At 73.4% G+C, this 24,630-nt stretch carries 14 protein-coding genes and 1 other RNA gene; 5 read left to right on the forward strand and 10 right to left on the reverse strand.

What is annotated here, in order from left to right; genetic code table 11:
• Window positions 1-766: 766 nt before the first annotated feature.
• Complete coding sequence (locus ABEA15_RS23350) at window positions 767-2,632, reverse strand: GDSL-type esterase/lipase family protein (RefSeq protein ID WP_345559074.1); 1,866 nt, start codon at window positions 2,630-2,632, stop codon at window positions 767-769.
• Between the two features lie 711 nt (window positions 2,633-3,343).
• Between ABEA15_RS23350 and ABEA15_RS23355 the strand changes: the two genes are divergently transcribed.
• Window positions 3,344-4,276 (forward strand): hypothetical protein, encoded by a 933-nt coding sequence (locus ABEA15_RS23355; protein ID WP_344141610.1) that lies wholly within the window; start codon window positions 3,344-3,346, stop codon window positions 4,274-4,276.
• A gap of 25 nt (window positions 4,277-4,301) precedes the next feature.
• Here the strand turns inward: ABEA15_RS23355 and ABEA15_RS23360 are convergent, their stop codons facing one another.
• The gene (locus ABEA15_RS23360) at window positions 4,302-4,835 is read right to left on the reverse strand and encodes an NADPH-dependent FMN reductase (protein WP_345559076.1); all 534 of its coding nucleotides are present in this window, start codon (window positions 4,833-4,835) and stop codon (window positions 4,302-4,304) included.
• A gap of 538 nt (window positions 4,836-5,373) precedes the next feature.
• Here ABEA15_RS23360 and nagA point away from each other — a divergent pair.
• The 3 genes from nagA to ABEA15_RS23375 all read left to right on the forward strand — a co-directional run bounded on the left by nagA (window position 5,374) and on the right by ABEA15_RS23375 (window position 9,350).
• Window positions 5,374-6,528, forward strand: a complete 1,155-nt coding sequence (gene nagA, locus ABEA15_RS23365; RefSeq protein ID WP_345559078.1) for an N-acetylglucosamine-6-phosphate deacetylase — start codon at window positions 5,374-5,376, stop codon at window positions 6,526-6,528.
• A 184-nt stretch (window positions 6,529-6,712) separates the two neighbouring features.
• On the forward strand, window positions 6,713-8,860 hold the full coding sequence (locus ABEA15_RS23370; RefSeq protein WP_345559080.1) for a glycosyltransferase family 2 protein: 2,148 nt from the start codon (window positions 6,713-6,715) through the stop codon (window positions 8,858-8,860).
• 172 nt (window positions 8,861-9,032) lie between these two features.
• Window positions 9,033-9,350: a hypothetical protein gene (locus ABEA15_RS23375; protein WP_344141614.1), complete on the forward strand. Its 318-nt coding sequence runs from the start codon at window positions 9,033-9,035 to the stop codon at window positions 9,348-9,350.
• A gap of 586 nt (window positions 9,351-9,936) precedes the next feature.
• Here the strand turns inward: ABEA15_RS23375 and ssrA are convergent.
• From ssrA to ABEA15_RS23415, 8 genes are all read right to left on the reverse strand, one after another.
• Window positions 9,937-10,307: a transfer-messenger RNA gene (ssrA, locus tag ABEA15_RS23380) on the reverse strand.
• A gap of 608 nt (window positions 10,308-10,915) precedes the next feature.
• On the reverse strand, window positions 10,916-12,937 hold the full coding sequence (locus tag ABEA15_RS23385) for a penicillin-binding transpeptidase domain-containing protein (RefSeq protein ID WP_345559082.1): 2,022 nt from the start codon (window positions 12,935-12,937) through the stop codon (window positions 10,916-10,918).
• A gap of 23 nt (window positions 12,938-12,960) precedes the next feature.
• Window positions 12,961-13,425, reverse strand: coding sequence for an SsrA-binding protein SmpB (smpB, locus tag ABEA15_RS23390; RefSeq protein ID WP_344141619.1), 465 nt, complete (start codon window positions 13,423-13,425; stop codon window positions 12,961-12,963).
• Window positions 13,426-13,473: 48 nt separating this feature from the next.
• Entirely contained in the window at window positions 13,474-14,382 is a 909-nt protein-coding gene (ftsX, locus tag ABEA15_RS23395) for a permease-like cell division protein FtsX (RefSeq protein ID WP_344141620.1), read from the reverse strand.
• A 75-nt stretch (window positions 14,383-14,457) separates the two neighbouring features.
• A complete protein-coding gene (ftsE, locus tag ABEA15_RS23400) occupies window positions 14,458-15,147 on the reverse strand; it encodes a cell division ATP-binding protein FtsE (protein ID WP_311544078.1) in 690 nt (229 codons plus the stop codon).
• Window positions 15,148-15,476: 329 nt separating this feature from the next.
• Window positions 15,477-16,592 (reverse strand): peptide chain release factor 2, encoded by a 1,116-nt coding sequence (gene prfB / locus ABEA15_RS23405; protein ID WP_345559085.1) that lies wholly within the window; start codon window positions 16,590-16,592, stop codon window positions 15,477-15,479.
• Window positions 16,593-16,705: 113 nt separating this feature from the next.
• Entirely contained in the window at window positions 16,706-21,613 is a 4,908-nt protein-coding gene (locus tag ABEA15_RS23410) for an NAD-glutamate dehydrogenase (protein ID WP_345559087.1), read from the reverse strand.
• A 476-nt stretch (window positions 21,614-22,089) separates the two neighbouring features.
• Entirely contained in the window at window positions 22,090-22,791 is a 702-nt protein-coding gene (locus tag ABEA15_RS23415) for an HAD family hydrolase (protein ID WP_344141623.1), read from the reverse strand.
• A 217-nt stretch (window positions 22,792-23,008) separates the two neighbouring features.
• On the opposite strand from ABEA15_RS23415, the gene ABEA15_RS23420 reads away from it, so the two are divergent.
• The gene (locus ABEA15_RS23420; protein WP_345559089.1) at window positions 23,009-24,616 is read left to right on the forward strand and encodes an ATP-binding protein; all 1,608 of its coding nucleotides are present in this window, start codon (window positions 23,009-23,011) and stop codon (window positions 24,614-24,616) included.
• The last annotated feature ends 14 nt before the right edge of the window (window positions 24,617-24,630 follow it).

A 24,630-nucleotide genomic window follows, 5' to 3' on the forward strand; every position in this document is an offset into this window, starting at 1 on the left:
GCCTGTTTTGTCTTCCTAAGACCGCTTGGCCTCCGACTTGGCGCGCAAGCGGTGCCGGGCCCCGCGCCGCGGGGCGGCGGTCCGCCTCCGGCCCGCGCCCATGCCGCCGAGCACCGCCGCGGGCAGTCCGACCAGCGCGGAAAGCACCATGGCGGAGAACCCGCCGACCGCCGCCGGCAGCAGTGCCGGCAGCAGGCGGGCGACGTCGCGCGCCCCCGGCGGGCGCGCCGCACCGGCCAGGCGCCCCGCCGCGGCCGCCACCCACGGCAGGCCCGCGTATCCGAGCAGCATGGCCCACTGCCCCAGGAGCAGGCGCTCGGCCACGAACGGGTTCCACGCGTAGAACACCGCCGCCGCGGCGCGCGCTGCGGCCTCGCCCCGAGGCCCCGCCCGCCCGGCGGGGACGAGCCGTCCCGCGCCGGCGCCGGCGACCGTGAACACGGCCATCAGCAGCAGCGCCTGGACGGCGTCGCCCGGAAGCAGCAGCCCCAGCGCCCCGAACACGGCGTCGCTGGGCACCGCGCGCGGGAACCCGCCACCGCCGCCCAAAGTCACCGCCGACAGGGGCGGGTCGGGCACGGCCACCATGTCGTAGCTCAGCACGAAGCCGGGCCCCAGCGCGGGGCCCAGCGCCAGCACGCCCGCGCCCGCGCCTGCCGCCCAGGGCAGCAGGCGGCCGAGCCGGACCGCGCTCAGCCGCGCGGCCACGGTGCCCGTCGTCGCGCCCGCGCGCGCAGCGGCCGGCGGGAGCGGGTGTGCGGCCCGCTCACCCCGAACCTCCGCTCACGGTCCCGGAGTAGCCGCCGCGCACGAAGTCGCGGTGCGCGCGCACGGCGAACTCCCATCCGGCGGCTCCGCCGTCGATCTGCCACCGGGTCCCGTCGTCGACCACCGCCGCGCTCGCCCATCCCTCGCCGTTCTTCGGCCCTTCGCCGTCGCGCGGTTCGCACGCGGGGGAGTCGTCTCCGCTGGTGGCGCCTGCGCCGCCGGGCTCCTGCGCCGTGGCGGACGGCGAGGGGGTGTTCTCCGGGGAGCCCGCGGGGGGCGAGGCCGAGGGCGGCTCGGGCAGCGTGCACCGCAGCGGTCGCCGCCAGACCTCGTAGTGGGTCGCCGAGGGGACGCCGTCCCAGGTGAGCCTGCTGCCGTCGGACCGGACGCGGACCCGGTCGGGCGCCGGCGGCGGATCGTCGGCGTGCCGGACCCGCACCGGGTCGGAGCGGGCACCGCCGTCGTCGCCCTTGAACGGCCGGACGACGAACTCGTAGGTGGCTCCGGCCAGCAGCCGGTCGACCGCGACCGACGGCCGCCCCTCCCCCGACGCCGACACCTCGACGGGCAGCGCCACCTGTTCGTCGCGTTCGGGCCGCAGGCGCTGCTGCAGGACCTGGTAGCGGGTGGCCCCGGGGACCGGGTCCCAGGCGAGCCGCACGCTGTCGTCGGTGTCCTCGGCCTCGACCTCGGGTGCCCGGCGCGGCCCGGTCCGCACGTCGGGCAGGGGGCGCGGGTAGGGTCGGCCCAGACCGAGATGGTCGGCGAGGGCGTCGGCGAACGCCGCCGCGATCTTCAGCTCGCCGCGCGCGTCGGGGTGGGTGCCGTCCCAGGTGTCCTGTGCGGGCGCGAAGTCCGCCGCGGTGCGGGCGACGACCACCGGCGAGCGGTCGCCGCTGATGTCGCGGGCGAGGCCGGGCAGCGCCGCGTTGAACTCGGCGATCCGGTTGTTCATCGACTCGTCGGAGCCGCTGCCCCACACCGGGGTGACCTCGCCCAGCACCACCCGGACACCGCCCTTGGCGACCCGGGCGGCGGTGACGGCGTCGCGCACGGCCGACAGCGCGTCCTGGGCCGAGCCGCCGTGCACGAAGTCGTTGACGCCGGCCATGAACAGCAGGTAGTGGGGGTCGTGCTCGGCGACCTGCTCGCCGACGTCGCGGGCGAGCCCGGCCGCTGTGGCGCCCCACCGGCCGGCGTGGTCGGTGTCGAACCCGGGCTCGGCGTAGCTGCTCGCGCCCTGACGGCCTGTGGCGAGGTCGAGCAGGGAGGTGTGGGGGCCGACGAAGTCGACGTCGAGGCCCGACCGGTGGCTGAGGTGCCGCCAGAGGCGGTACCGCCAGGTGTGGTCGCCGCTGCTGCCCTGGACGATCGAGTCGCCGACGATGAGGATGCGGGCGGTGCCGGAGGGAGGCGGCGCGGCGGTCGCCGGGGCGCCGCCGGACCCGTCGGCACCGTCGGCGTCGCCGGTGCGGAAGTCGCCCATGACGCTCTGGATCAGCAGCAGGGTGACGAACATGGCGGCGACGGTGACGCCGAACAGCCCCAGCGGCGTCGGGCGCAGGCGCGGGCGCGGGTCCTCGGAGCCCCTGCGCAGCACCCGCACCAGGCGCCGGCCCCCGCCGGCGCGAACCTCGGCGGCGCCGTCCGATCGGGCGCCGCCGCCCTCCCCTTCGCCGGGGCCGTCGCCGGGGACATGGCGGGAGGCGCCGTCACCGTGCTCGCCGCCCTGGCCGGCGGCGTCGCCGGCCGCGCGGCGACGCAGCCGGTCCCGCAGAGGGCGCGGCGCCGCGCGGGCGAGGAGGCGCATGAGGCGGTCGACCGCCGTGCGGACGCGGCCGGGGGGATCGTGCTCGCTGGCCACGCTGGAATCACCTCCGCGCGTCGCGTGTCGGGGGTGTCGCCCGTACCGGCCCGTTCGGGCGCTCGGTCGCGGTCGGGGGTGGCACTTGCGCGGTCCTCCGTGGCTGTTCGGCGGCGGTTCTCGGGCGACGGCGCCGCGGCCGGACGCCGCCGGCTGCGGCCGGGCCGCACAGTGCGGCCGCACCCACGATTGAACTCCACCGAGCGCCCGGTCCGCACCCCGGAGTGCGGCCCTGTGGACAGCCGCCGGCGCGCCGGACCCCGGCAACGGGCACGCAAGCGCCCGTCCCAGTAGAACACGTATCAGCCGCAAAAGGGCGGACGCGGCCGCTCGCCTCCGACCCCGGCCCCGGCTCGGCCTTCCCGCCCGCCCGCAGCAATCGCCTCGGAGAACGCGCGACCGCGAGACCGGCCCGCCGGCCGGGAGGCGTCCGCCCGGCCGTCCGCCGCCGCACCACAGCCCCCGCTGTGACAGAACTTGTTATATTTCCGCGGTCGACTAGGATCGGGCGGCACATCCGACCGGCCGAGCAACCCGGCCGCCCGAATCCGCGCGACCCGTTCCGGCCGGACCCGCCCGCGCCGGAGTGGACATCCGGTACCTTCGCCCGAGGCCGACCGCGTTCCCTCGCCCCGTCAGCTCCAGCCTCGCGCCGCGCACGCCCCCGGCCCGCCCGGGCAGGGCGCGGCCACCGTCCGAAAGGCGGCGCCCGTGACAGGTCTGATCGCCGCGCTGGTCTCCGCCGCGGTCTACTCCCTGGGCCTGACGGTCGAGCAGCGGGCCCTGCACCGCTCCCCCGGGATCAGCGTGCACCGGCCGCTGCACCTCGCGCGCGTCCTGCTCGGCAACCCCCGTTGGGTGGCCGGCTGCGCGCTGGCGGCCGCGGGCAGCGTCGGCCTGATCGTCTCGCTCGGCCTGGCGCCGGTCTCGGTGGTGCAGCCCGCCTTCGCCGGCGGGATCTCCACCATGCTGCTGATCATGGCGCTCGTCCTGGGCGAGCCGATCACCCGAGGCGAGCGGCTGGCCCTGGCGCTGATGCCGGTCGCCCTGCTGCTGCTCAGCCTCTCCCTGGCGTCGGGCGGGCGAACCGGCACGGTGCCGCACCTGCCGCTGCTCCTCGGCGTCAGCGCGGCGACGGTCCTTGGATGCGTCCTGGCGATGGCCGCGGCCGGGCGCGCCGGGCGCTACGTCTCAGCGGCGGCGATGGGGGCGGCCGCCGGACTGGCGCAGGGCGCCGCCGGACTGCAGGGCAAGGCGGTCGGCGGCCTGCTCGCCGACAACGGTCTGGCGGCGGCGGTGCCGGCCGTCCTCGCCTCCCCCTACCCCTACCTCTACGGCGTGGGGTGGGCCGTGGGCATCGTGCTGTTCCAGACCTCGATGCAGCGCTCCCGCGCAGCTGTCACCGCGCCGGTGGCCAACGTGACCGGAAACGTGTTCATGGTGGTCGCGGGCACCGCGGTCTTCGCCGAGGAACTGCCCGACGACCCGCTGCAGCTCGCGCTGCGCGTCGCGGGCTTCGCGCTGACCCTGGTCGTGGTGGTGCTGATCCGCGGCAACGTCGCCCGCGCCGAGGCCGACACCGCCCGCGTGCGCGCCGCGCGCGAAGGCGCCCCCCAGTCCGGGCAGCCCTCCCCCGGCCGCTGACCCGCCGGCGGCGCCGGCGGACGGCTCAGGCCCGCACCGACAGCGCGTCGGCGAGCGCCGGAGCCGCGACCTCGGCCCACGCCCCCGCGACGCCCTGCGGCTCGGCGAGCTCGCGCCGGCTCAGCAGCAGGCCCGGCTCGACCACCCAGGCACCCAGGTCGGCCAGCAGCACCCGCAGGTCGTCCTCGATGGTGCGCCCGTTGCGCAGGTCCTCGACGACCGCCATCGGCGCGGCCACACCGTGGCCCAGGCCCAGTTCCGGCAGGCGGTCCAGGAACACCTTGAGCAGACCGGTGTAGCTGCCGTGCGCCTGCGGTGAGGCGACCAGCAGCACGTCGCTGCGGCGTACGGTCTCGGCGGCCTCGACGATGTCGCGGCCGGGCCGGGTCGCGAGCAGAGCGGGGCCGAGTTCGGCCAGGTCGACGACGTCGGTGCGGTCTTCGCCGCCCGGTGCGAGCGGTCCGACGGCGTCGGCCAGCGCGTGGGCGGCGTGCGATGCGGCCGCCCGGATGGCCGAGCGCGGCTCGGGGTCGGCGACGAGAACGGTGAATCGCGTCATGTTCGTAGCTCCTGGTGAGTGCGGCTGGTCCGGCCGTTCACCGGCGGGCGGGCCGCGCCGAGGTGCGGCGGAGCCGGTGCTCTAGTGGGGCCGCGGCCGGAGCGCGCCGAGGGGGCGGGGCCGCGGGAACGGGTGCTACAGGGCGGGGCACCGGGCGATCAGAGCCGTGACCTCGTCGTCCGCGGTCCGAGCGCGCCCGGGCGGAGGTGCGGGCGGGCCCGCCCCCGGGTGCCGGGTCGGGCGGGAAGGTGTCGCTCCCCGGTGGCGCTATCTGCGACAGAGGGCGCTGGCCTGCTGGCGCAGGTCGACGTGCAAGCGCTGGACGAGCAGCTCACCGGCGGACATGTTCCCCATAATGATCGGGGTCCCGGCTATCGTCAATGCGTGGGCGGATGCGACCGCCCGCCCTTCGCCGCGCCGGAATCGGCACGGCGCACGCCCGCGCGCCCGTCTTCGGGGGTGGCCGGGGCGCGCGCGCCGTACCCGCCGGTCGGCGCAGGGCGATCGATGTGTTATCGGGCACAGGAGGTTGCGCGACATGGGCCGAGGGCCGACCGGGACGACGCTGACGAACGCACGGCTGCTCACCCCGCACGGGGTCCGAGCGGGCTGGCTGCGCTCGGAGGACCGGCGCATCACGGCTCTGGGCACGGGCGAGGCGCCGGAAGGCGGTACCGAGACCGTCGACGCGGGCGGGCGGTGGGTGCTGCCCGGCGCCGTGGACATCCACATCCACGGCGGAGCGGGCGCCGCCTTCACCGACGCCGACCCCGAGGGGGCGATGCGCGTGGTGGAGTTCAACCGCTCCCGGGGCGTCACGACGCTCGTCGGCGGCCTGGTGACCGCCGCCCCGACCGACACCCTGGACCAGATCGCGGCGCTGGCCGAGGTCGCTGACGGCGGCGGCCTCGCCGGCGTCTACCTGGAGGGCCCCTACATCGCGGCGAGCAAGTGCGGCGCACACGACCCCGCCCTGCTGCGCGAGCCCGACCTCGCCGAGTTCGCCGCGATGCTGAAGGCCGGGCGCGGGCATGTGCGGATGATCACCGTGGCCCCCGAGCTTCCGGGCGCGCTGGAGCTGATCCGCGCGGCCGTCTCCGAGGGCGTCGTCGCCGCGGTGGGCCACACCGAGGCCACCTACGACCAGGCGCGCGCCGCGTTCGACGCGGGCGCGACCGTGGCCACGCACATCTACAACCAGATGCGCCCGCTGCACCACCGCGAACCCGGCCCGATCGCCGCGGCGCTGAACGACGAGCGCGTCACCGTCGAGCTGATCAACGACGGCGTGCACGTGCACCCCGGCGCGGCGCGGCTGGTGTTCGGCAGCGCCGGCAGCGACCGGGTGGCGCTGATCACCGACGCGATGTCGGCGACGGGGCTGGGCGACGGCGAGTACACCCTCGGCAAGCTGCGGGTGCGTGTCGAGGACGGCCGGGCCCGCATCGCCGAGACCGGCCAGATCGCCAGCAGCACGATCGTGCTGCCCGACGCCGTCCGGCGCGCCGTGCACACCATGGGCGTGCCGCTGGAGGCGGCCGCGCACGCGGCCTCGGCGGTTCCGGCGCGGGCGCTGAACCTGCCCGGCGTCGGGTCGCTGGCGGCGGGCGGCACGGCCGACCTGCTGCTCCTGGACGACGACCTGTCCGTGGCCGGGGTCATGCACCACGGCTCCTGGGTCCGCCGCCCCTGAGGCGGGCGCCCTTCCCCTCTCCCCTCGGGCCCTCGCCCGGCCCGCCGGCGAACCCGGCCACCAGGTCGCGGCCGATTCGGAGTGTCTGCCTGCGGGAGCAGACCGGCTTCGATACGCATGTGGCGCGCGGCCAGCAGCCGGGTAGCCGGTGGACCGAGGCCGCAACTCGCCCGGGGGGAGAACGATGGACATCGCCGTATCGGTGGTCGTACCGACGCACAACGGCGCGCAGGGGCTGATGCGCGGGCTGGAGTCGCTGCGCCGGCAGTCCCTGCACCGCGACCGCTTCGAGGTGCTCTACGTCGACGACGGCTCGACCGACGGCACGGCTGAGCTGCTGGACGCCGAGACCGCCGACGACTCCCACGTCAAGGTGGTGCGCATCGACAACTCCGGCTGGCCGGGACGCCCGCGCAACATCGGCGTCCGCGAAGCCCGGGGCCGCTACGTGCTGTTCATGGACGACGACGACCGGCTCGGCCCCGAGGCGCTCGAACGCCTGTACCGCAGAGCCGAGCGGGACCGCGCCGACATCGTCGTCGGCCGCATGGCGGGCGTGGGCCGCACCGCGCCGCGGGAGATCTTCCAGCGGCCCATGTCGGGCGGCTCGCTGCGCACCCGGGCGCAGCTCCTGAGCACCCTGACCGTGCACAAGCTGTTCCGGCGCGAGTTCCTCCTCGACAACGGGCTCGCCTTCCCCGAAGGCAGGGTGCGCCTGGAGGACCACATGTTCATGCTGCGCGCCTACCTGGCCACCGAGCGGGTATCGGTCCTGCACGACCACACCTGCTACTTCTGGGTCCGCGACGGCAAGTCCAACAACATCTCCTACTCCCGCAAGGACCCCGGGGAGTTCCTGGGCAGCATCGAGCGGATCTTCGACATCATCGACGAGCAGGTCGAACCCGGCCCGTTCCGCGACCGCCTCATCGCGCACTGGCTGCGCTCCAAGCTGCTGGGCCTGTTCCAGGGCCGCTCCTTCCTGCGCCAGGACGAGGACCGCACCGCCCTGATGCACCGGCTCGCGGGCGACCTCGTCCGGCGGCGCGTGAACGCGTCGGCGGCGGCCCGGTTGAACGAGTTCGCCCGACTGCGCCTGGCCGCGCTGACCGCCGGCGGCCCCGAGGAGCTGCGCCGGGTCGCCGAGTTCGAGGAGGACGTGGCGCACCGCACCCGCATCACCGGCTTCCGCTGGCACGGCTCCGAACTCGCCGTGGACGTCGAGACGGCTCTGGAGCGGGTGTCGACGGGCGCTCCGCTGGAGTTCGTGCGCGATGGCGGCTCGGTCTACTGGGACCTGCCCGCCGAGCTCGCGGCGATCCCCGAGATCAAGCGGGCGGCCGAGATCGGCGAGGGGCCGCCCGCCGCGGCCTGGCGCGCCTACGCCTCACGGCCCGAGGACCCGGCCGTAATCCGGCTGCCGCTGGACTACGAGGTGCGCGAGGAACCCGCCGAGACCCCCGGCCGCTTCCGGCTGCGGCTGTCCGGCTCGATGCGCGTCGACGCCGAGACCGCCGACCACGGACGCCCCCTGGCCGGTACCTGGAGGTTCGACACCCGCGTGGTCCTCGGCGGCGTCGGCAGCGGCTACGCGCTCGGCCCGGACCGCGCGCCCGGAGCCGAGCGCACCCGCACGCCCGCGTTCGTCGGCCCCCGGGACCGCGCGCGCTTCGCCAACCCCTACTGGAACGCCCACGGACTGCTCACCCTGTCCACGACGGGCACCCGTCGCCCGCTGCGGCGCGCTCTGCGCACGGGCCGGCCGGCGCGCGTCGCCCGCACCGCGGCGGGGCTGCGCCTGGACGTCCCGCTGGCGGTGCAGGCCGCGGTGCCCGGGGAGCTCACACTCACCCTCGCCCGCGAGGGCCGGGAGCCCATCAGCGCACCGGCGCGGGTCACGGCGCAGCCGCTGCCGGCCGGGCACGGCTCGCTGCCGACAGCGGTCCTCAGCGCCACGCTGCCGGTGCCCTCCGGGCGGGGCGCGCTGCGCATCGGCGTCGGCGAGGGCGACGAGTACACGGAGCTGGGGATCGACCTGTACTGGACACCGGCGGGATGGCGGATCGGCCGTCCTGCGGGCGGGCTGGCCCGGCGGTGCGCCCGCGCGGGCACCCGGCGAGCGCGGCACCTCGCCGGCAGGCTCTCCGAGTCCCTGCGCCGCGCCGCGGCGCGCACCGGGAAGGAGCCGCATCCGCCGCGGCGCGAACAGGAGCGGGTCGGCGGCGAGACCCCCGTCCCGCTGAGCAGCGGCAAGATCGCGCCCCAGGCCCTACCCCGCCGGGCCGACGCCTCGCCCGCGGAGGTCCCGGCCGGGCACGGTGCCGAGCGGTGACGGCCGAGGCGCCGGCGGCGGCCGGGCGTTCGGTCCGCGGCGGGGGCACGGCGGGCCGCCGGAGCGGCGAACACGGCGTGTCGTCGGCCCGCTACACAGTTTCCTCTGTTCACCGGACCACAATGGCGGTGATAGCGCGCCCCGCGCGAGCTCACGAGCCAAGGAGGCCGCCGTGGTCGATCAGCCTTCCAGCAGCAACTCCCGGCCCGCTCCCGCACCGCCGCGGAACTCGGCGGGTCGAGCGGAGCTCTCCCGGCTGGCCACGGCCGTGACGCGCTACGGCGTGTGGGCGCGGGTCATCGACGACGGGTCGCCCTATCTCCGGGTGAGCAACCCCGAGTCCGAGGCCGCCGTCGAGGACGTCTTCTGCGAGGCGCGCGCCCACGACCACGCCTTCATCGCGTCGTTCGGGGTCTATCTCGGCAACAGCGACAGCATCGACCTGACCGCCGGGAAGGTGGCCTGGCTCGTCGGCGCCACGCCCGAGTGAGCGAGAGGCGGGGCGCCGACGCCGCGGCCCGCGTCGCCGAGGACGTCCTCGACGCCCGGCGCCCGCCCGCCGTTCGCGCAGCCGCCGCTGGAACGCGAGCGAGCCGACGTCTGGCCCGCCGTACACGGGCAGCCGCCCGGTGAGCGCGTCGGAGTGGCCCGCCTCGAACCCGGTGGCGAAGACGATGCGGTCCATCTCGTACTGCGGTCCACCTCATACCGCCGACCGCCGCCGGCCACGACAGCGTTCCCGGTGACCCGCTCGACTCCGCCGTGGTCGGCCGTGTCGACGTGACGTCGGGCCGGTGGAACGCAGCCGTAGCGCTACCACGGCATGAGCGGCTCGGCCCTCGCCGGATCGTCGACGGCCCCGTCGACGCGGCCGCGCAGCGAAACAGGAGGAGACGACCCCGCGAGGAGGCCGAAGGCCCCCGGGCAGAGTCGTATCAGAGCCGAGTGGAGGTGGCGGGACGCCACCCGAACCCCCGGGGCGAAGCCCCCCAACGGGGATCCGGGCATCGCCCCCAGAAAAACAACGAGACGACCCGGCACGCGCGACCACGCGCGAGCAGAGCCGTCCCAGAGTCGAGTGGAGGTGGCGGGAATCGAACCCGCGTCCTTCGATGACGAGCCAGGGCTTCTCCGAGCGCAGTTCGCGTTGGCGTTCTACTCGGCTCCAGCGCTCCCGCGAACGAGTCGCTGACGAGCCCAGCCACGTGAATGTCCCGCTCGGGCCCCGTGGCCTGATCCGAGCGGTAAGTCCTCAAAACGATGCCGGACACTGGACCGAGGACGGGTCCAGGCCGACAGAGTCGCTATCGCTTATGCAGCGAGAGCGAACTCAGTGCGCTTAGAATTGGCACTTGTATTTAGCGCGAGGCAGGATTTACGAGGTTACGTCGCAACCCTCGGCTCGCTTCCCCTGACACGGCGATCAAAGTCGAAACCGATCACCCCCTGTGTAGTTATCAACGGGCCGCAGCCCGCATGCGGGACCACCGAGGTGTCCCCGCTGATCCAACGCTACCGGTAGAACGCACCGGGGTCCAAGCTGATTCCCGGTATCGCAGCCGATTCGCGATCTTTCACCTCCGGAGCGCCCGCGCGTGACGCACCGTGTCCGCAAGGCGGCGGCGGGCCGACCGAGGGCCCGCGCGCGCCGCGACCGGCACCCACCCCGTCGCCGCGGAGCGAGCGGGACCGGCGGGCGCTCGGCGGCCGCGCATAAGGGGCCGGGCAGAAAAGAATCCCTCGCGGGCGCGGACGGGAACCATCAACGCTGCCCGCGAGGGCGGCCGGCAGGGTCGGGCCGGCCTTTTCCTTTCGGCAGGGCCTCCCCCGAGACGAGGTCCTGCTCCGACTGGGCCGCAACCCCCTTTGCGGTCCCCAGTCACCCGTGAAGACGCGCATCGTCCCTGCTGGGGTTGCCTGCTCACCGGATTTTTTTCGCGCTTCGGACAACACCGCGCAGTCCGCCGCGATTCCGCCCACCGCGCCGAGGACACGCCCGGCCGCGCACGCCGGGCGGCGGCCGCGGCGGGGTGCTCCGGCACGCGGTTACCCGCTCTACTCGGCGGACTCGCCGCCCGCCCCGGGCGGCGTCGCGGAGGGCGAGGCTCCGGCGTCGGCCTGGCCGGACTGCTGACCGCTCCCGGCGTCGGTGGTCTGGGGGTCCTGCTCGGCCATCTTCTCGACGTAGCCGTAAGGCAGCTGCTGCAGGAACGACCCGGCGGCCAGCGCCGCATACTGCTCCCAGAGCTGGATGGAGGGGTGCACCTCGGCCGCCACCGCGAAGGCCAGGTCGCCCTGGTAGCCGACGAACCACTGCACCGCCATGGTGTCGCCGCGCACCTTCTGGCTCGTGTTGGCCACCTGGCCGTGCACCGGGACGGTGCCGACGTCGGCGTCGACCGCGCTCAGCTCGACGGCCGAGCGCATCATCTCCCGGAGCGGCTCGACGACACCCGGGTCGAGCCTGCGGGTCGCCCCCTCCGGCACGTCCGCGGCCTCGTCGCCGGAGACCAGCCGCGGCGCATGCCACGCACCGTCGCTGACCGCTCCCGCCGCGAGGGCCATGGTCAGCGGGCTCACCCGCACCTGGTCGGTGCCGGCCATGGCCGCCGCGGCCTCGCCGGTCGAGTTGGGCCGCTCGAAGCTCCCGTTGTAGGTGGGCACGGACAACCGCCAGTCGCCGCCGATCCCGAAGTCGCGGGCGGCCGACGCGATCTCGCCGGCGCCGACATTCCGGCCCATCTGGGCGAAGGCGGTCGTGCAGGAGTAGCTGAAGTTCGTGGTGAGGTCGGGCACGCCCGACAGGCCGGTGTTGTTCGGCGTGGTGAAAGTACGCCCGCCCACCTCGGTGCTGTTGTCGCAGGGCAGGGTGTCGCCCGGGGAGTAGGCGCCGCTGCGCAGGGCGGCCGTGTAGGAGACGATGCTGAACGCCTCGCCGGGCCGGTACTCCGCGGTGAACGCGCCGTCGTCGTCGGCTCCGCCGTTGCCCACCGAAGCGAGCACCTCGCCGGTGCGGGCGTCCAGCGCGACCATGTAGCCCCGCTCGGGCAGGGTCTCCAGGGCCGCCTTGCCGGCCTGCTGCACGTCGAGGTCCAGGCTGGTCTCCAGCGAACCGCTCTGCAGGCCGGGCCACGAGTGCAGCACGCCGGACTGGTCGCCCTTCTCGTCGACGGTGACGACCTTGGTGGTGGCCGTACCCGCCAGGCGCTGCTGGAAGACGTTCTGCAGGCCGGTGAGGCCCACGGTGTCGCCGGCCTGGTAGGTGCCCGCCACGCGCGAGGAGACGTTGTGCTCGGCGGTGCCCGCGACCTCGCCGATGACGGGGGCCGCGGCCTTCGGTTTGAGCTGCATCTCAAGGCGCTCGGTTCGCACGCCGGGGATCGACGTGGCCTGCCGGCGGATCTTGTCCGTCACCTCGCCGGCGCGCATCAGCACCAGCGGCTGGAACTCCTCGGGCGGCGCGGAGCGGACGCGGTCCAGCAGCGGGTCCTCGTCCTCGCCCAGCAGGTCGGCGAGCTCGGCGACGCCGCGCTCCGCGTCCTCCATGTCGGAGGGCACGACGCCGAACGCGGCGACCGAGGTCGTGCCTACCAGCGGATCGCCGTCGCGGTCGGCGATCTGCCCGCGGTCGGGGACGTCGTAGCTGACGGCCATGCGCTCGTTGCGGCCGAGGTCGGGGTGGATGACCGAGGGCGACCACGAGATCAGCCAGCCCTCGGGGCCGTCCTGCAGGGACAGCGATCCGGTGTACTTCCACACCGGGTCGCCGATGCCCAGGTCGGCCTGGGCCTGGAACTCCGCCTCGGCGGTGTCGCCGTCCTGGGTGATGTGCCCGAGGGAGAAGCGCAGCCCGGCGAGGTCGAGCTGGCGGTGGGTGTCCTCCAACGCCTCGGCGACCTTCTCGGCGTCGCCCTGGGTGTAGGCGGCGGCGTTGGAGTAATCGCCGGCCTGCCACTCCAGCAGGAAGTTGCGCACCGCGACCTCGGGTGAGGGCTGAGTGGTGCAGCCCGAGACCACCGCGGCGACCGCGAGTCCGGTTCCTGCCGCTAGCAGACGGCGAAGGTGACGGGGGGACACCCTTGCGATCCTTTCACAGCGCTTCAGCGCCGACGCCGCAGCGCGCGCTCCATGTCGCGCTTCGCCTCGCGTTCGGCGATGTCGCGGCGCTTGTCGTAGTGACGCTTACCGCGAGCCAGCGCGATCTCGACCTTGGCGTGGCCCTCGCTGAAGTACAGCGACAGCGGGACCAGGGTGCGCCCGGCCTCCTGGGTCTTGCCGATCAGGCGGGCGATCTCCTCGCGGTGCAACAGCAGCTTGCGGGGTCTGCGGGCGGCGTGGTTGGTCCACGTGCCCTGGGCGTACTCGGGGATGTGGACGTTCTCCAACCACACCTCGCCCTCCTTGACCTGGGCGAACCCGTCGATCAGGGACGCGCGCCCGGCGCGCAGCGACTTCACCTCGGTCCCGGTGAGCACGATGCCCGCCTCGTAGGTGTCGTCGATGTGGTAGTCGTGCCGGGCACGGCGGTTCTGCGCGATGAGCTTGCGCCCCTTTTCGCGTGACACAGGTATCCCCTTCCTCGACCGCGCTGTCGCGGTCCCCCGCCTGCGAGGCTAGACCCGCAGGTAGCGCCGCAGTGTCAGGAACGAGGCCACCGTACAGAGCAGGATGCCCAGGATCAGTGTCACGCCGATCACCGACAGCAGCGAACCGGTCGACAGTGTGACGTCGAACTGGAACCACTCCTGGATCCGCGTCAGCAGCAGATAGCGCGCGGCCACGATGAAGCCGGAGGCGATGACGCCGCCGATCAGGCCGGCGATGGCGCCTTCCAGCAGGAACGGGAGTTGGATGTAGAAGTTCGACGCGCCGACGAGCCGCATGATGCCGGTCTCCTTGCGCCTGTTGTAGGCGGCCAGGCGAACGGTGTTGCCGATCAGCAGTGCCGCGGCGGCCAACTGGACGAAGGCGACGGTCAGTGCGGCACCGGTGAGGCCGTCGAGCAGGCCGAAGAACTGCTCCAGCACCGCCTGGTCGTCGTAGATGGAGTCGATGCCCGCGCGGCCCTCCATCTCGTCGGCCACGGCCTGGTACTTGGTCGGGTCGACCAGCTGGACCCGGAAGTTGTCGGGGATGTCGCCCTTGCGGACGGCGTCCACCATGGCCTGGTTGTTGGCGAAGCGCTCCTGGAAGTCCTTGTATGCCTGCTCGGCTGAGACGTACTCGACACTCTTGACCTGGCTCATCGACTCCAGGTCACTCTGGATGCTCTGGCGCTGCTCGTCGGTGGCGGGCCCGTTCTCCTCACACGTGGTGGAGTTGGAGATCTCCGTGCACATGTAGATGGTCAGGGTCACGCGCTCGTCCCAGTACTGGCGCATCTGCGATACCTGCTGGTTGATCAGCAGACCGCCGCCGAACAGGGCGAGGGAGATGGCCACCGTGGTGATGACCGCCACGGTCATTGTCAGGTTGCGACGCAGACCGATCCAGATCTCGGAAAGTACGAATTGTGCACGCATGAGAGTTAAGGGTCCATCCTCGTGGGCTTCGCCGCGCTGCACTGACCAACGCGGGAGCGCTGGCAGGCCCGTGCGTCAGTACGCCTGCCCGTAGACGCCGCGGGTCTGGTCGCGCACGACCACGCCGTCCTCGAGCTCGATGACGCGCTTGCGCATCGAGTCGACGATGGCCGCGTCGTGGGTCGCCATGACAACGGTCGTCCCGGTCCGGTTGATTCGGTCGAGCACCTTCATGATGCCGATCGACGTAGCGGGGTCGATGTTCCCCGTGGGCTCGTCAGCAAGCAGGATCTGCGGGCGGTTGACGAACGCCCGCGCGATGGCGACCCGCTGCTGCTCGCCACCCGACAGCTCGTCGGGCATGCGGTCGGCCTTGCCTTCGAGGCCGACGAGTTCGACGACCTCGGGCACGACCTTGCGGATGAACCTCCGCGGCTTGCCGATCACCTCGAGGGCGAAGGCCACGTTCTCGAAGACGTTCTTGTTCGGCAGCAGCCGGAAGTCCTGGAACACGCATCCGATCCGGCGCCGCAGGTGCGGAACCTTCCAGTTGGACAGCCGCGCCAGGTCCTTGCCGGCAACGTGCACCCGGCCCTTGTTGGGCTTCTCCTCCTTCAGGACGAGCCTGAGGAAGGTCGACTTCCCCGAGCCGGAGGGGCCGACGAGGAAGACGAACTCCCCCTTGTCGACGTCGATGGACACGCTCTCCAACGCGGGGTGCTTCTGGGTCGTATAGGCCTTGGTGACGTTCTCAAAATGGATCACGGCAGCATCACAAGGTTCTCAAGGGTAGGGGCACCTCAGCGGATGACTGGTTCCGCAGGAGGCAGTACCGGCCACAGGGCCAATCGTCAGTGTAGAGGTGATCGCAACCCGGAATGTCCAAATCGGCCCGCAACCCCCGCGAAGGCTCTGAAGAGGCGGGCGGATGCTCGGGCGGCCTCGACCATACACGGCTGATCGGCCCCGGCTGTTCACAGAACAGCAGAACAGAGCATATCGGTAGTGTCAAGCCGCGGTAACGTTCGCATATACCGGGCGTCGCGGACACGCCCGCGCGGCGGCGCCCGCGGTGCGGGCACCGCCGCCGGCGGTCAGCCCTCGCCGCTCTCCTGGCTGCGCAGCCAGCGGATCTCGGCGTCGACGAAGGTGTCGATCTCGCCGTCGAGCACACCGCCGGTGTTGCCGCTCTCCACTCCCGTGCGCACGTCCTTCACACTCTGGTAGGGGTGCAGCACGTAGTTGCGCATCTGCGTACCCCAGCTGCTGACGTTCTCGCCGCGCAGCTCGTCGATCTCGGCCTTCTCCTCGCGGCGCTTGAGCTCCAGCAGCTTGGCCTGCAGCATACCCATCGCGGTCGCCCGGTTCTGGATCTGGCTCTTCTCGTTCTGGCAGGTCACGACGACGCCCGTGGGCAGATGGGTGATGCGCACCGCGGAGTCGGTGGTGTTGACGCTCTGCCCGCCCGGACCGCTGGAGCGGTAGACGTCGATGCGCAGCTCGTTCTCGTCGATCTCGATGTGGTCGCTCTGCTGGACCACGGGCACCACGTCCACGCCCGCGAAGGAGGTCTGGCGCCGGTTCTGGTTGTCGAACGGCGAGATGCGCACCAGCCGGTGGGTGCCGTGCTCGCCGCGCAGCGTGCCGTAGGCGAACGGCGCCTTGACCGCGAAGGTCGTGGACTTGATGCCGGCTTCCTCGGCGTAGGAGGTCTCGTAGATCTCCGTGGGATAGCCGTGCCGCTCCGCCCATCGCAGGTACATGCGCTGCAGCATCTGCGCCCAGTCGGCTGCGTCGATGCCCCCGGCCTGGGAGTTGATGCTCACCAGCGCCTCACGCTCGTCGTAGGGGCCGCTGAGCAGGGTGCGGACCTCCAGCTCGCCGATGTCCGAGCGCAGCGACTCCAGCTCGTTGTCGGCCTCGGTGCGGGTGTCGGGGTCGTCCTCGGAGGAGGCGAGCTCGTAGAGCACGCTCAGGTCGTCCAGCCGGCGCCGGATCGTGCCGACCTTGCTGACCGTGGACTCCAGGTTGGCCAGCCTGCGGGTGACCTGCTGGGCGCGGTCGGGATCGTTCCACAGCTCCGGGTCGGCAGACTGCTCGCGCAGCTCGTCGATCTCGCGCCCCTTGGCGTCGAGGTCGAGGACGGCCTCCACATTCGCCAGCGTGGAGGTGAGTTCCTTGATTTTGTCTGCGGGGTCTAGGTCTGCCACACGCCCAAGTCTAGGGCGTCGCAGTCCCGCTGCCTGCCACGGTGCGCCCGCAGGCGCCGACGCGGCACCGCCCGGCCCGGGCCGGAACCCCCACCGGCCCGGGCCGCGGCCGATCACTCCTCGGCGGACACCAGCAGCGAGCGCACCGAGCGCAGCGCGACTGAGAGGGTGGCGAGGTCGTACTGGTCGGTCTCGCGGATCTCGCGCAGGGTCTGCTCGGCGCGGTCCACGGCGACGCGGTTGCGCTCGATCCAGCTCTCGCGCAGCTGGTCGGGCGACTCCCCCGGCCCGCCGCTCTGCAGCACCGCGCGGGTCAGCCCGGCGTGGGCGGCGTAGAGGTCGTCGCGCAGGCCCGCCCGCGCCATGGTCGCCCACCGGTCGTTGCGCGGCAGCGCGATGATGCGCTCGCGCAGCGACCCGATCTGCAGGCTCTCGGCGAGGTCGAAGTAGACCTCGGCGACCTCGGGCAGCGGCCGCTGGGTGCGGTGGGCGATGGAGACCAGGTCGAAGGTCGAGTAGGCCGGGACCATGCTCGCCACCCGCTCGGCCAGCTCCTGGGGGGTGTTGGCCTTGGTGAAGCGGTCGCGCCGCTCGGTGAACAGGCGCAAATCCCGGCCCTGCAGCAGCTCCGGCAGCTGCGGCACGATCTCGGCCACGCCCGAGGAGAAGAACGCGATCTCCGACCCGAGGTCGAACGGCGACTTGCGGTTGCGCAGCAACCAGCGGGTGCCGCGCTCGGCGAGCTTGCGCGCCTCCAGCAGCAGCGCCAGCTGGACGTCGACGTCGACCCAGTGCTCCAGGTGCTCGATCTCGTCCCACAGCTCCCGCAGGCCGAAGACCTCGCGCACCACCAGGTAGGCGCGCGCGATGTCGTCGGGGGCGGCGCCGAGCTCCTCGCCGATGCGGAAGGCGAAGGTGGTGCCGCCCCGGTTGACCATGTCGTTGACGACCTGGTTGGCGACGATCTCGCGGCCCAGCGGGTGCTCGGCGAGGGCGTCGGAGAAGCGCCGCCGCAGCGCTGTGGGGAAGTACTCCACCAGCGTCCGGCGCAGGTAGGGGTCGCCGGGCAGCTCGGAGTCGGCGACCTCGTCCTTGAGCGTGTTCTTGGTGTAGGCCAGCAGCGTGGCGAACTCCGGGCCGGTCAGGCCGTGGCCCGCGCTGCGCCGCTGAGCGATCTCCTTGTCGTCGGGCAGCTCCTCCAGCTTGCGCTTGAGCTTGCCCTCGCGCTCCAGGCGGCGCATGTAGCGGGCGTGGACGTGCATCATGGCGCCCGCCTGCTTGCGCGCGGCCGCCAGCACCGCGTTCTGCGCCTGGTTGTTGCCCAGCACGAGCTCGGCGACCTCGTCGGTCATGCTCAGGAAGAGCTCGTCGCGCTCGGACTTGGCGAGCTTGCCCTCGTCGACCTCGCGGTCGAGCATGATCTTGATGTTCACCTCATGGTCGGAGGTGTCGACGCCGGCGGAGTTGTCGATGAAGTCGGAGTTGACGCGGCCGCCGTTGCGCGCGAACTCGATGCGCGCGGCCTGGGTCAGGCCGAGGTTGCCGCCCTCGCCCACGACCCGGCAGCGCAGGTCGGCGCCGTTGACCCGAACCGGGTCGTTGGCCTTGTCGCCGACCGCCGCGTCGGACTCCGACGCGGCCTTGACGTAGGTGCCGATCCCGCCGTTCCACAGCAGGTCCACCGGCGCGGTGAGGATGCGCTGGATGAGCTCGAAGGGCGCCAGCGCGGTGACGCCGTGCTCGATGCCCAGGGCCTGGCGGACCTGGGGGGTGACCGGGATCGACTTGGCGGTGCGGGGATGCACCCCGCCGCCCGGGGAGATCAGCCGGGTGTCGTAGTCGGCCCAGGTGCTGCGCGGCAGTTCGAACATGCGCCGGCGCTCGGCGAAGGACCGCTCCGGGTCGGGATCGGGGTCGAGGAAGACGTGCCGGTGGTCGAACGCGGCCACCAGCCGGATGTGCCGGGAGAGCAGCATGCCGTTGCCGAACACGTCGCCGGACATGTCGCCGACCCCGACGGCGGTGAAGTCCTCGTTCTGCACGTCGGTGCCGAGCTCGCGGAAGTGGTACTTGACCGACTCCCAGGCGCCGCGCGCGGTGATGCCCATCGCCTTGTGGTCGTAGCCCACCGACCCGCCGGAGGCGAAGGCGTCGCCCAACCAGAAGCCGCGCTCGATCGCGATGCCGTTGGCGATGTCGGAGAAGGTGGCGGTGCCCTTGTCGGCGGCGACCACCAGGTAGGGGTCGTCGCCGTCGTAGCGCACCATGCGGTCGGGGTGGACGATGCGGCCGCCGACGCGGTTGTCGGTGACGTCGAGCATGCCGCTGACGAACTGCTTGTAGCAGGCGACCACCTCGCTCTGGACCGCGTCGCGGTCGCCGCCGACGGGCAGGCGCTTGCACACGAACCCGCCCTTGGCGCCGCTGGGCACGATGACGGAGTTCTTCACGGTCTGCGCCTTGACCAGGCCGAGGACCTCGGTGCGGAAGTCCTCGAAGCGGTCGGACCAGCGCAGCCCGCCGCGGGCGACCGCGCCGAAGCGCAGGTGGACGCCCTCGATGCGCGGCGAGTAGACGTACATCTCGTAGCGCGGGCGGGGCGCGGGGAGGTCGGGGATGCGCCGGGGGTCGAGCTTGTAGACCAGGTAGGGCTTGGAGGCCCCGGCGCCGCCCTGGTAGTAGGTGGTGCGCAGAGTGGCCTCGATCGCGGCGAGGAACGAGCGCAGGATGCGGTCCTGGTCGAGGCTGGCCACCTGGTCCAGCTCGCCGCGGACCTCCTCGGTGATGGCCTCGCTGCGCTCCCGGCGGCCGGTGCCGAGGTCGGGGTCGAAGCGGGACTCGAACAGGCGCACCAGCAGGTTGGCGATGTGCACGTTGGCGACGAGCACATCGGCGATGTAGGCGGGGCTGAAGGTGCTCCCGGTCTGGCGCAGGTACTTGGCGTAGGCGCGCAGGATGGTCAGCTGCCGCCAGTCGAGGCCGCCGCGCACCACAAGCGCGTTGAACCGGTCGGACTCGCCCCGGCCCTGCCACAGTGCGGTGAAGGCCTCCTCGAACAGCGCCTTCAGGCGCTCGGCGGGGATCTCGACGGCGTCGGTGATCGGGGCCAGCCCGAAATCGTAGATCCAGGCGCGGCCGCTCTCGGGACCGGTGATGCCGTAGGGGCGCTCGTCGCGCACCTCGACGCCCATGTCCTCCAGCAGCGGCAGCACGCGGGACAGCGAGATCGGGTCGCCCTTGCGGTAGACCTTGAGCCGCCACTCGCCCGGCTCCGCGGCCTCGGGGCGGTAGAGGTTGACGGCGAGCTCGTCCCGGTCGAGCCGGTCGAGGCGGTCGACGTCGTCGACGGCGACGGCCGCGTCGGTGTCGACCTTGTAGCCCTCGGGCAGCGCCGAGCCGTAGTCGTGCATGAGCCGGCCCGCGCGCTCGACGCCCAGGCGGGCGACCAGCTCACGGTCGAGGTCGTCGTCCCAGGACCGGGTGGCGGCCACGACCTCGGCCTCCAGCGCCGCGTGGTCGACGTCGGCGAGGAGGCCGCCGCGCTCGGCGCGCACCACCAGGTAGAGCTGGGCGAAGGGCGCGGACCCCACGGTGACGTTGTGGTCCATGGTGGCGCCCTCGAAGGCGCGGCTCATGACCTGCTGGATCTGCAGCCGGACGTCGGTGTTGTAGCGGTCGCGCGGCATGTAGACCAGGCAGGACATGAACCTGCCGTAGGGGTCGCGGCGCAGGAAGAGCTTGGTGCCGCGGCGCTCGCGCAGCCGCAGCACGCCCAGGACGATGTCGTAGAGCTGGTCGACCGGGGCCTGGAGCAGCTCCTCGCGCGGGAAGCCCTCCAGGATCTCGACGAGGTCCTTGCCGTCGTAGCTCTCGGGGTCGAAGCCGGCGAGGTCGAGGATCTCGGCCTGCTTGCGCTTGAGGATGGGGATCTGGGAGATGCCGGTGGTGACCGCCTCGTGGGTGTAGAGGCCCAGGAAGCGGTGCTCGCCGACCACGCGGCCCTGCTCGTCGAAGCGCTTGACGCCGACGTAGTCGAGGTACTTGCGGCGGTGCACGGTCGCGCGGGAGTTGGCCTTGGTCAGCACCAGCACGTGGGGTTCGCGGGCCTTGGCGCGGCCTTCGGGCGGCAGGGCCGCGAAGCTCTCGGAGGCCGGGGCGTCGCAGCGCAGCAGGCCGAGTCCGGTGCCCGGGCGCGGGCTCAGGCCGAGCCGTTCGGAGTCCTCGTCGGCCGCGGCGGGGGTGTCGGCGCTGGCCGACTCGCTGACCAGCAGGTACTCGCGGAAGCCCATGAAGTGGAAGTGGCGGTCGGCCACCCAGCGCAGAAACTCCACGCTCTCCGACATCTCGCGGGTGTCGACGCCGCCCGCGGCCAGGCGCTCGGCGGAGGCGGCGACCTCGTCGGCCAGCAGCAGCGCGCGGCGGCGCATCCGGCCGGAGTCCTCGTGGACGCTGTGCACGTCGGCGAGCACGCGTTCGAGGTCGGCGGCCAGCTCCTTGTGGGCGGCGGGGTCGCCGCGGCGGTCGATCTCCAGGTGCATCCAGGACTCCTGGAACGGCACCAGGCCGCCGGCGTCGGCGTCCGGCGCGGGTTCGACCTCGATGAGCTCGCCGGCGACGTCGCGGGCGACCTTGAGCTGGGGGTGGATGAGCAGGTCGTAGCCGATGCCCCGGCGACCCAGCTCCATGGTGACGGAGTCGACGAGGAAGGGGGCGTCGTCGGTGACGATCTCGACCACCGAGTGGCCGGTCTCCCAGCCGTCGCGCTCGCGCATGGGGGTGTAGACGCGGACCTTGGCCCGGCCCCGGGGGCGGTGCCGGGCGAACTCCAGGTGCGATGCCGCGGGCCCGCAGATGTCGGCGGGGTCGCGCTCCTGCAGCTCCTCGGTGGCCACGTGGCGGTAGTAGTTCCCGAGCAACCGCGCTGTCTGCTCGGGATCGCCGGTGAACGGAGGCCGACCGGAGCAGTGCGCGACGGCCTCGCGCAGCAATCGGTCCTGGACGGCGTCTGGCTGGCCGGGCATCGTGCGACCTCACTCCCTTGTGAGTCGTAGGGGGCCGGCCCCGGATCTGCGGGCGGATCCGGGACGTCGGGTCATGTGGAGTTGTCGGACGCCGGGTGGGCGCCCCCGTCGTGTCCCGCTCTCCGGATCGCCGGCGCGGGAAACCTGTGCGCACAGGTGCGGTTCAGCGGTCGGACGTCGTTGTCCGACCCCGCCGCGGCCCAGGTTACTGGTTCGGGTACCGCGGTTTTGTGATCAACACCGTTAACTGTGCGTTTCGGGGATTAGGAGTGGATTGCGCAATCGTGCGTCGTCGAACGGCTCCGGCGGTTCGGGCGGTGGCGGCGCGCAGTCCCCGGTCGGCGGTAGGCGGCGTGCGTTCCTGCGAACCCCCGTCCAAGGTATGCGCGGGGCGCCGCGCGGCAAGGGCTGCGGCCGCTGCCGGTCAGACACGTGACCGGCACCGCCGGAAGGGGTAGGCGGCACCGCCCGGCTCGTCAGGCCGTGGCGGCGCCGGTGGCCTCGCGCACCGCGCCGACCAGCCGCAGGGTGTCGGTGAGGTCCTCCAGCACGTGCTTGGCGCCGGCGGCGCGCAGCTGGGACTCGGTGGCCGACCCGCTGACCACCGCGATCGGAGTGGCGTGGCCGATGATGGCGGCCTCGACGTCGCGCGGGCAGTCGGTGATGTAGACGGTGGCCGACTCCGGAAAGTCGAATCCGTGGGCCTGCGCCGCGCGCATGCGGGTGAACTGGATGAGGCTCGCCTTCGGATAGTGCTCCGAGCCGAAACCGCCGATACTGAGGTCCAGATAGCCGTCGAGTCCGAAAGCCGAGAGCTTCGCCACGGCGTTGGCCATGATCGCGCCGGTGACGACGGTCTGCACCGTGTCCTCCAGGCGGGCGACGGCCGCCACCGCCTCCTGGGCGCCGGGCATGGCCCGCCCGCGCGCCGTGAGCTGGTCGCGGCGGCGCGCGAACGCCTCGCCCAGGGCGTCGACGAAGTCGGACAGGGGTTCCTCGCCCGGTTCCAGGCGCACGTCGTTGCGCGCCAGGAACTCGAAAAAGATCTCGGAGTCGGTGCGGCCGCCCGTGGAGGCCAGATATACCAGCGGCGCACCGGTGACCCGCTCGAACGCCTCGGCGTAGGCCGCACGGGTCACCTGGGCGACATCGACGAGCGTGAGGTCGATATTCCACAACACCAGCCGGCTGATGACAGTCTCCTCAGAGGAAATGGACGTGCGGGCATTTCATCACAGTTGTTCCCCGCGCCGGAACCGCCCGTCCGCCGCCGTCCGCGGGCCCGCTGCCGCCGCGCGGGGCCGCGGCGAGGCGGGAACGCCCGGCCCCGGAACCGCGTCCCAATCACAGTAGTCCACCCCAGACCCCGACGACCCGCCTGCGGAGGCCGCCCCCATGGTGTACGACCTGCCCCCCGACAACGCCTTCCTGACGGACGCGCACAACCGCAGGCAGAACGACGCCATCAACGCGCTCGACGCGCAGATCTCGCGGACGCAGGCCCGGCTCAACTCGGAGATGCGCCGCATCCGCGGCAGCCTGGAGCAGCGGCTCGACCGGCTCTCGACCTCCTTCGACGCGTTCGTGGAGCTCAGCGACGTGCGCGCACTGCTGGCGGCCTTCCCCGGCCCCGCCGCGGTCCGCTACCGCGCCCACCGCCTGCTGGAGGGCGCCGCCGCCGGCGACGACGGAACCGTCCAGCAGGCGGCGGGCTACTGGCTGTGTCCGGCCTCGCGCGGCCTGGCCGCCGCCGTGCGCGGCGACGCGGGAGCGGCGCGCTCGCTGGTGGCCGAGGCCGCGGGCGCCGACGCGCTGCGCGCGGGCACGTTCGCGCTGCTGGGCACCGCTGCGGCCGCCCCCGGCCAGGCGCCGCTGATGGCCGACTGGATCCTGCCCAAGGTCCTGCGGGAGCTGCCGGAGCGCGTCTCGCGCTACGAGAGGGCGCTGTGGGTGGCGGCGGCCGACGGCGTGCTGGGCGCCGACGCCAGGGCGATGGTGGCCGGTCTGGCGCAGGAGGCGGCGCGCCGTGCCGGGCAGGGGCAGGACCCCGCGGCGGGCCCGGAGTTCTGGACCTCGGCGGTGTCCGCCCCGCGGCCGTCCGCGCCCGCGAAGGCGTTGGAGGGCCGACCCGGCCGCGAGCAGCTGGAGGCGGCGGGGCGGCTCTCCGCGCTGCGCACGTGGCTGGAGGAGACCCTGGAGCAGGGGCAGGACGCCGGAGCCGCAGCCGGGGAGGGCGCCGAGGACGGCGAGCGGACGGACCGGCCCCGGCTGGACGACGAGTCGGCCCGGACGCTGCGGCTGCTCGTCGACGAGGGGACCTCGGAGGAGGCGCCGCACCTGGCGCGGGCGAACCAACTGCGCGCGGTCATCGAGAGCAGCGGGACCGCATCGCCCGACGAGTCCGCCCCCGCATGGACCGATCCGGCCGGGGACACCCTGGAACTGCTGCGCGCCGACGCGACCAGCATGCTCGCCCCGCGCGCGCGGCGGGCGCTGGCGATCGGCGTGTACGGCTCGGTCGTCGCGTCGGCGGCCGAGGACCTGGCCCGCACCGCCGCCGAGCCGCTGCCCGCGAGCGCCGAGGTCGCCTACCACGGGCGGCGGATGCGCGTCACCCCGGAAGGCGCCGACGACGCCTCGCTGCGGGAGGCCGAGGCCGCCCTGGAGGCGTCGTACGCGCCCGAGCGGCGCCCCTACGTCTACGCCGGCATCGCCGCCGGCGCCGCCGTCGTGCTGGCCGTGCTCGTCGCGGTCTCCGGTGCGGCGCCGTGGCTCTGGGTCGCGCCGGCGGCCGCGCTGGGCGCGGCCGGCCTGTTCGTCCACCGGGGCCGCAGCGGCGCCGCCGATGCCGCCGTCGCGACGGAGAGCGCCCGCCGCCGGCTGCGCGACAAGGTGCAGGAGGGTGCGGCCGAGTACCGCGGCCTGCGCGGCGAGGCCGCCTCGGCCGCCGAGCGCGCCCAGGAGGATCTGCGCAGCGTGCGCCGGCTGCTCGCCCGGGCCTGACCCGCCGCGCGTCC

Source organism: Streptomonospora halophila (assembly GCF_039542725.1).
Lineage (GTDB): Bacteria > Actinomycetota > Actinomycetes > Streptosporangiales > Streptosporangiaceae > Streptomonospora > Streptomonospora halophila.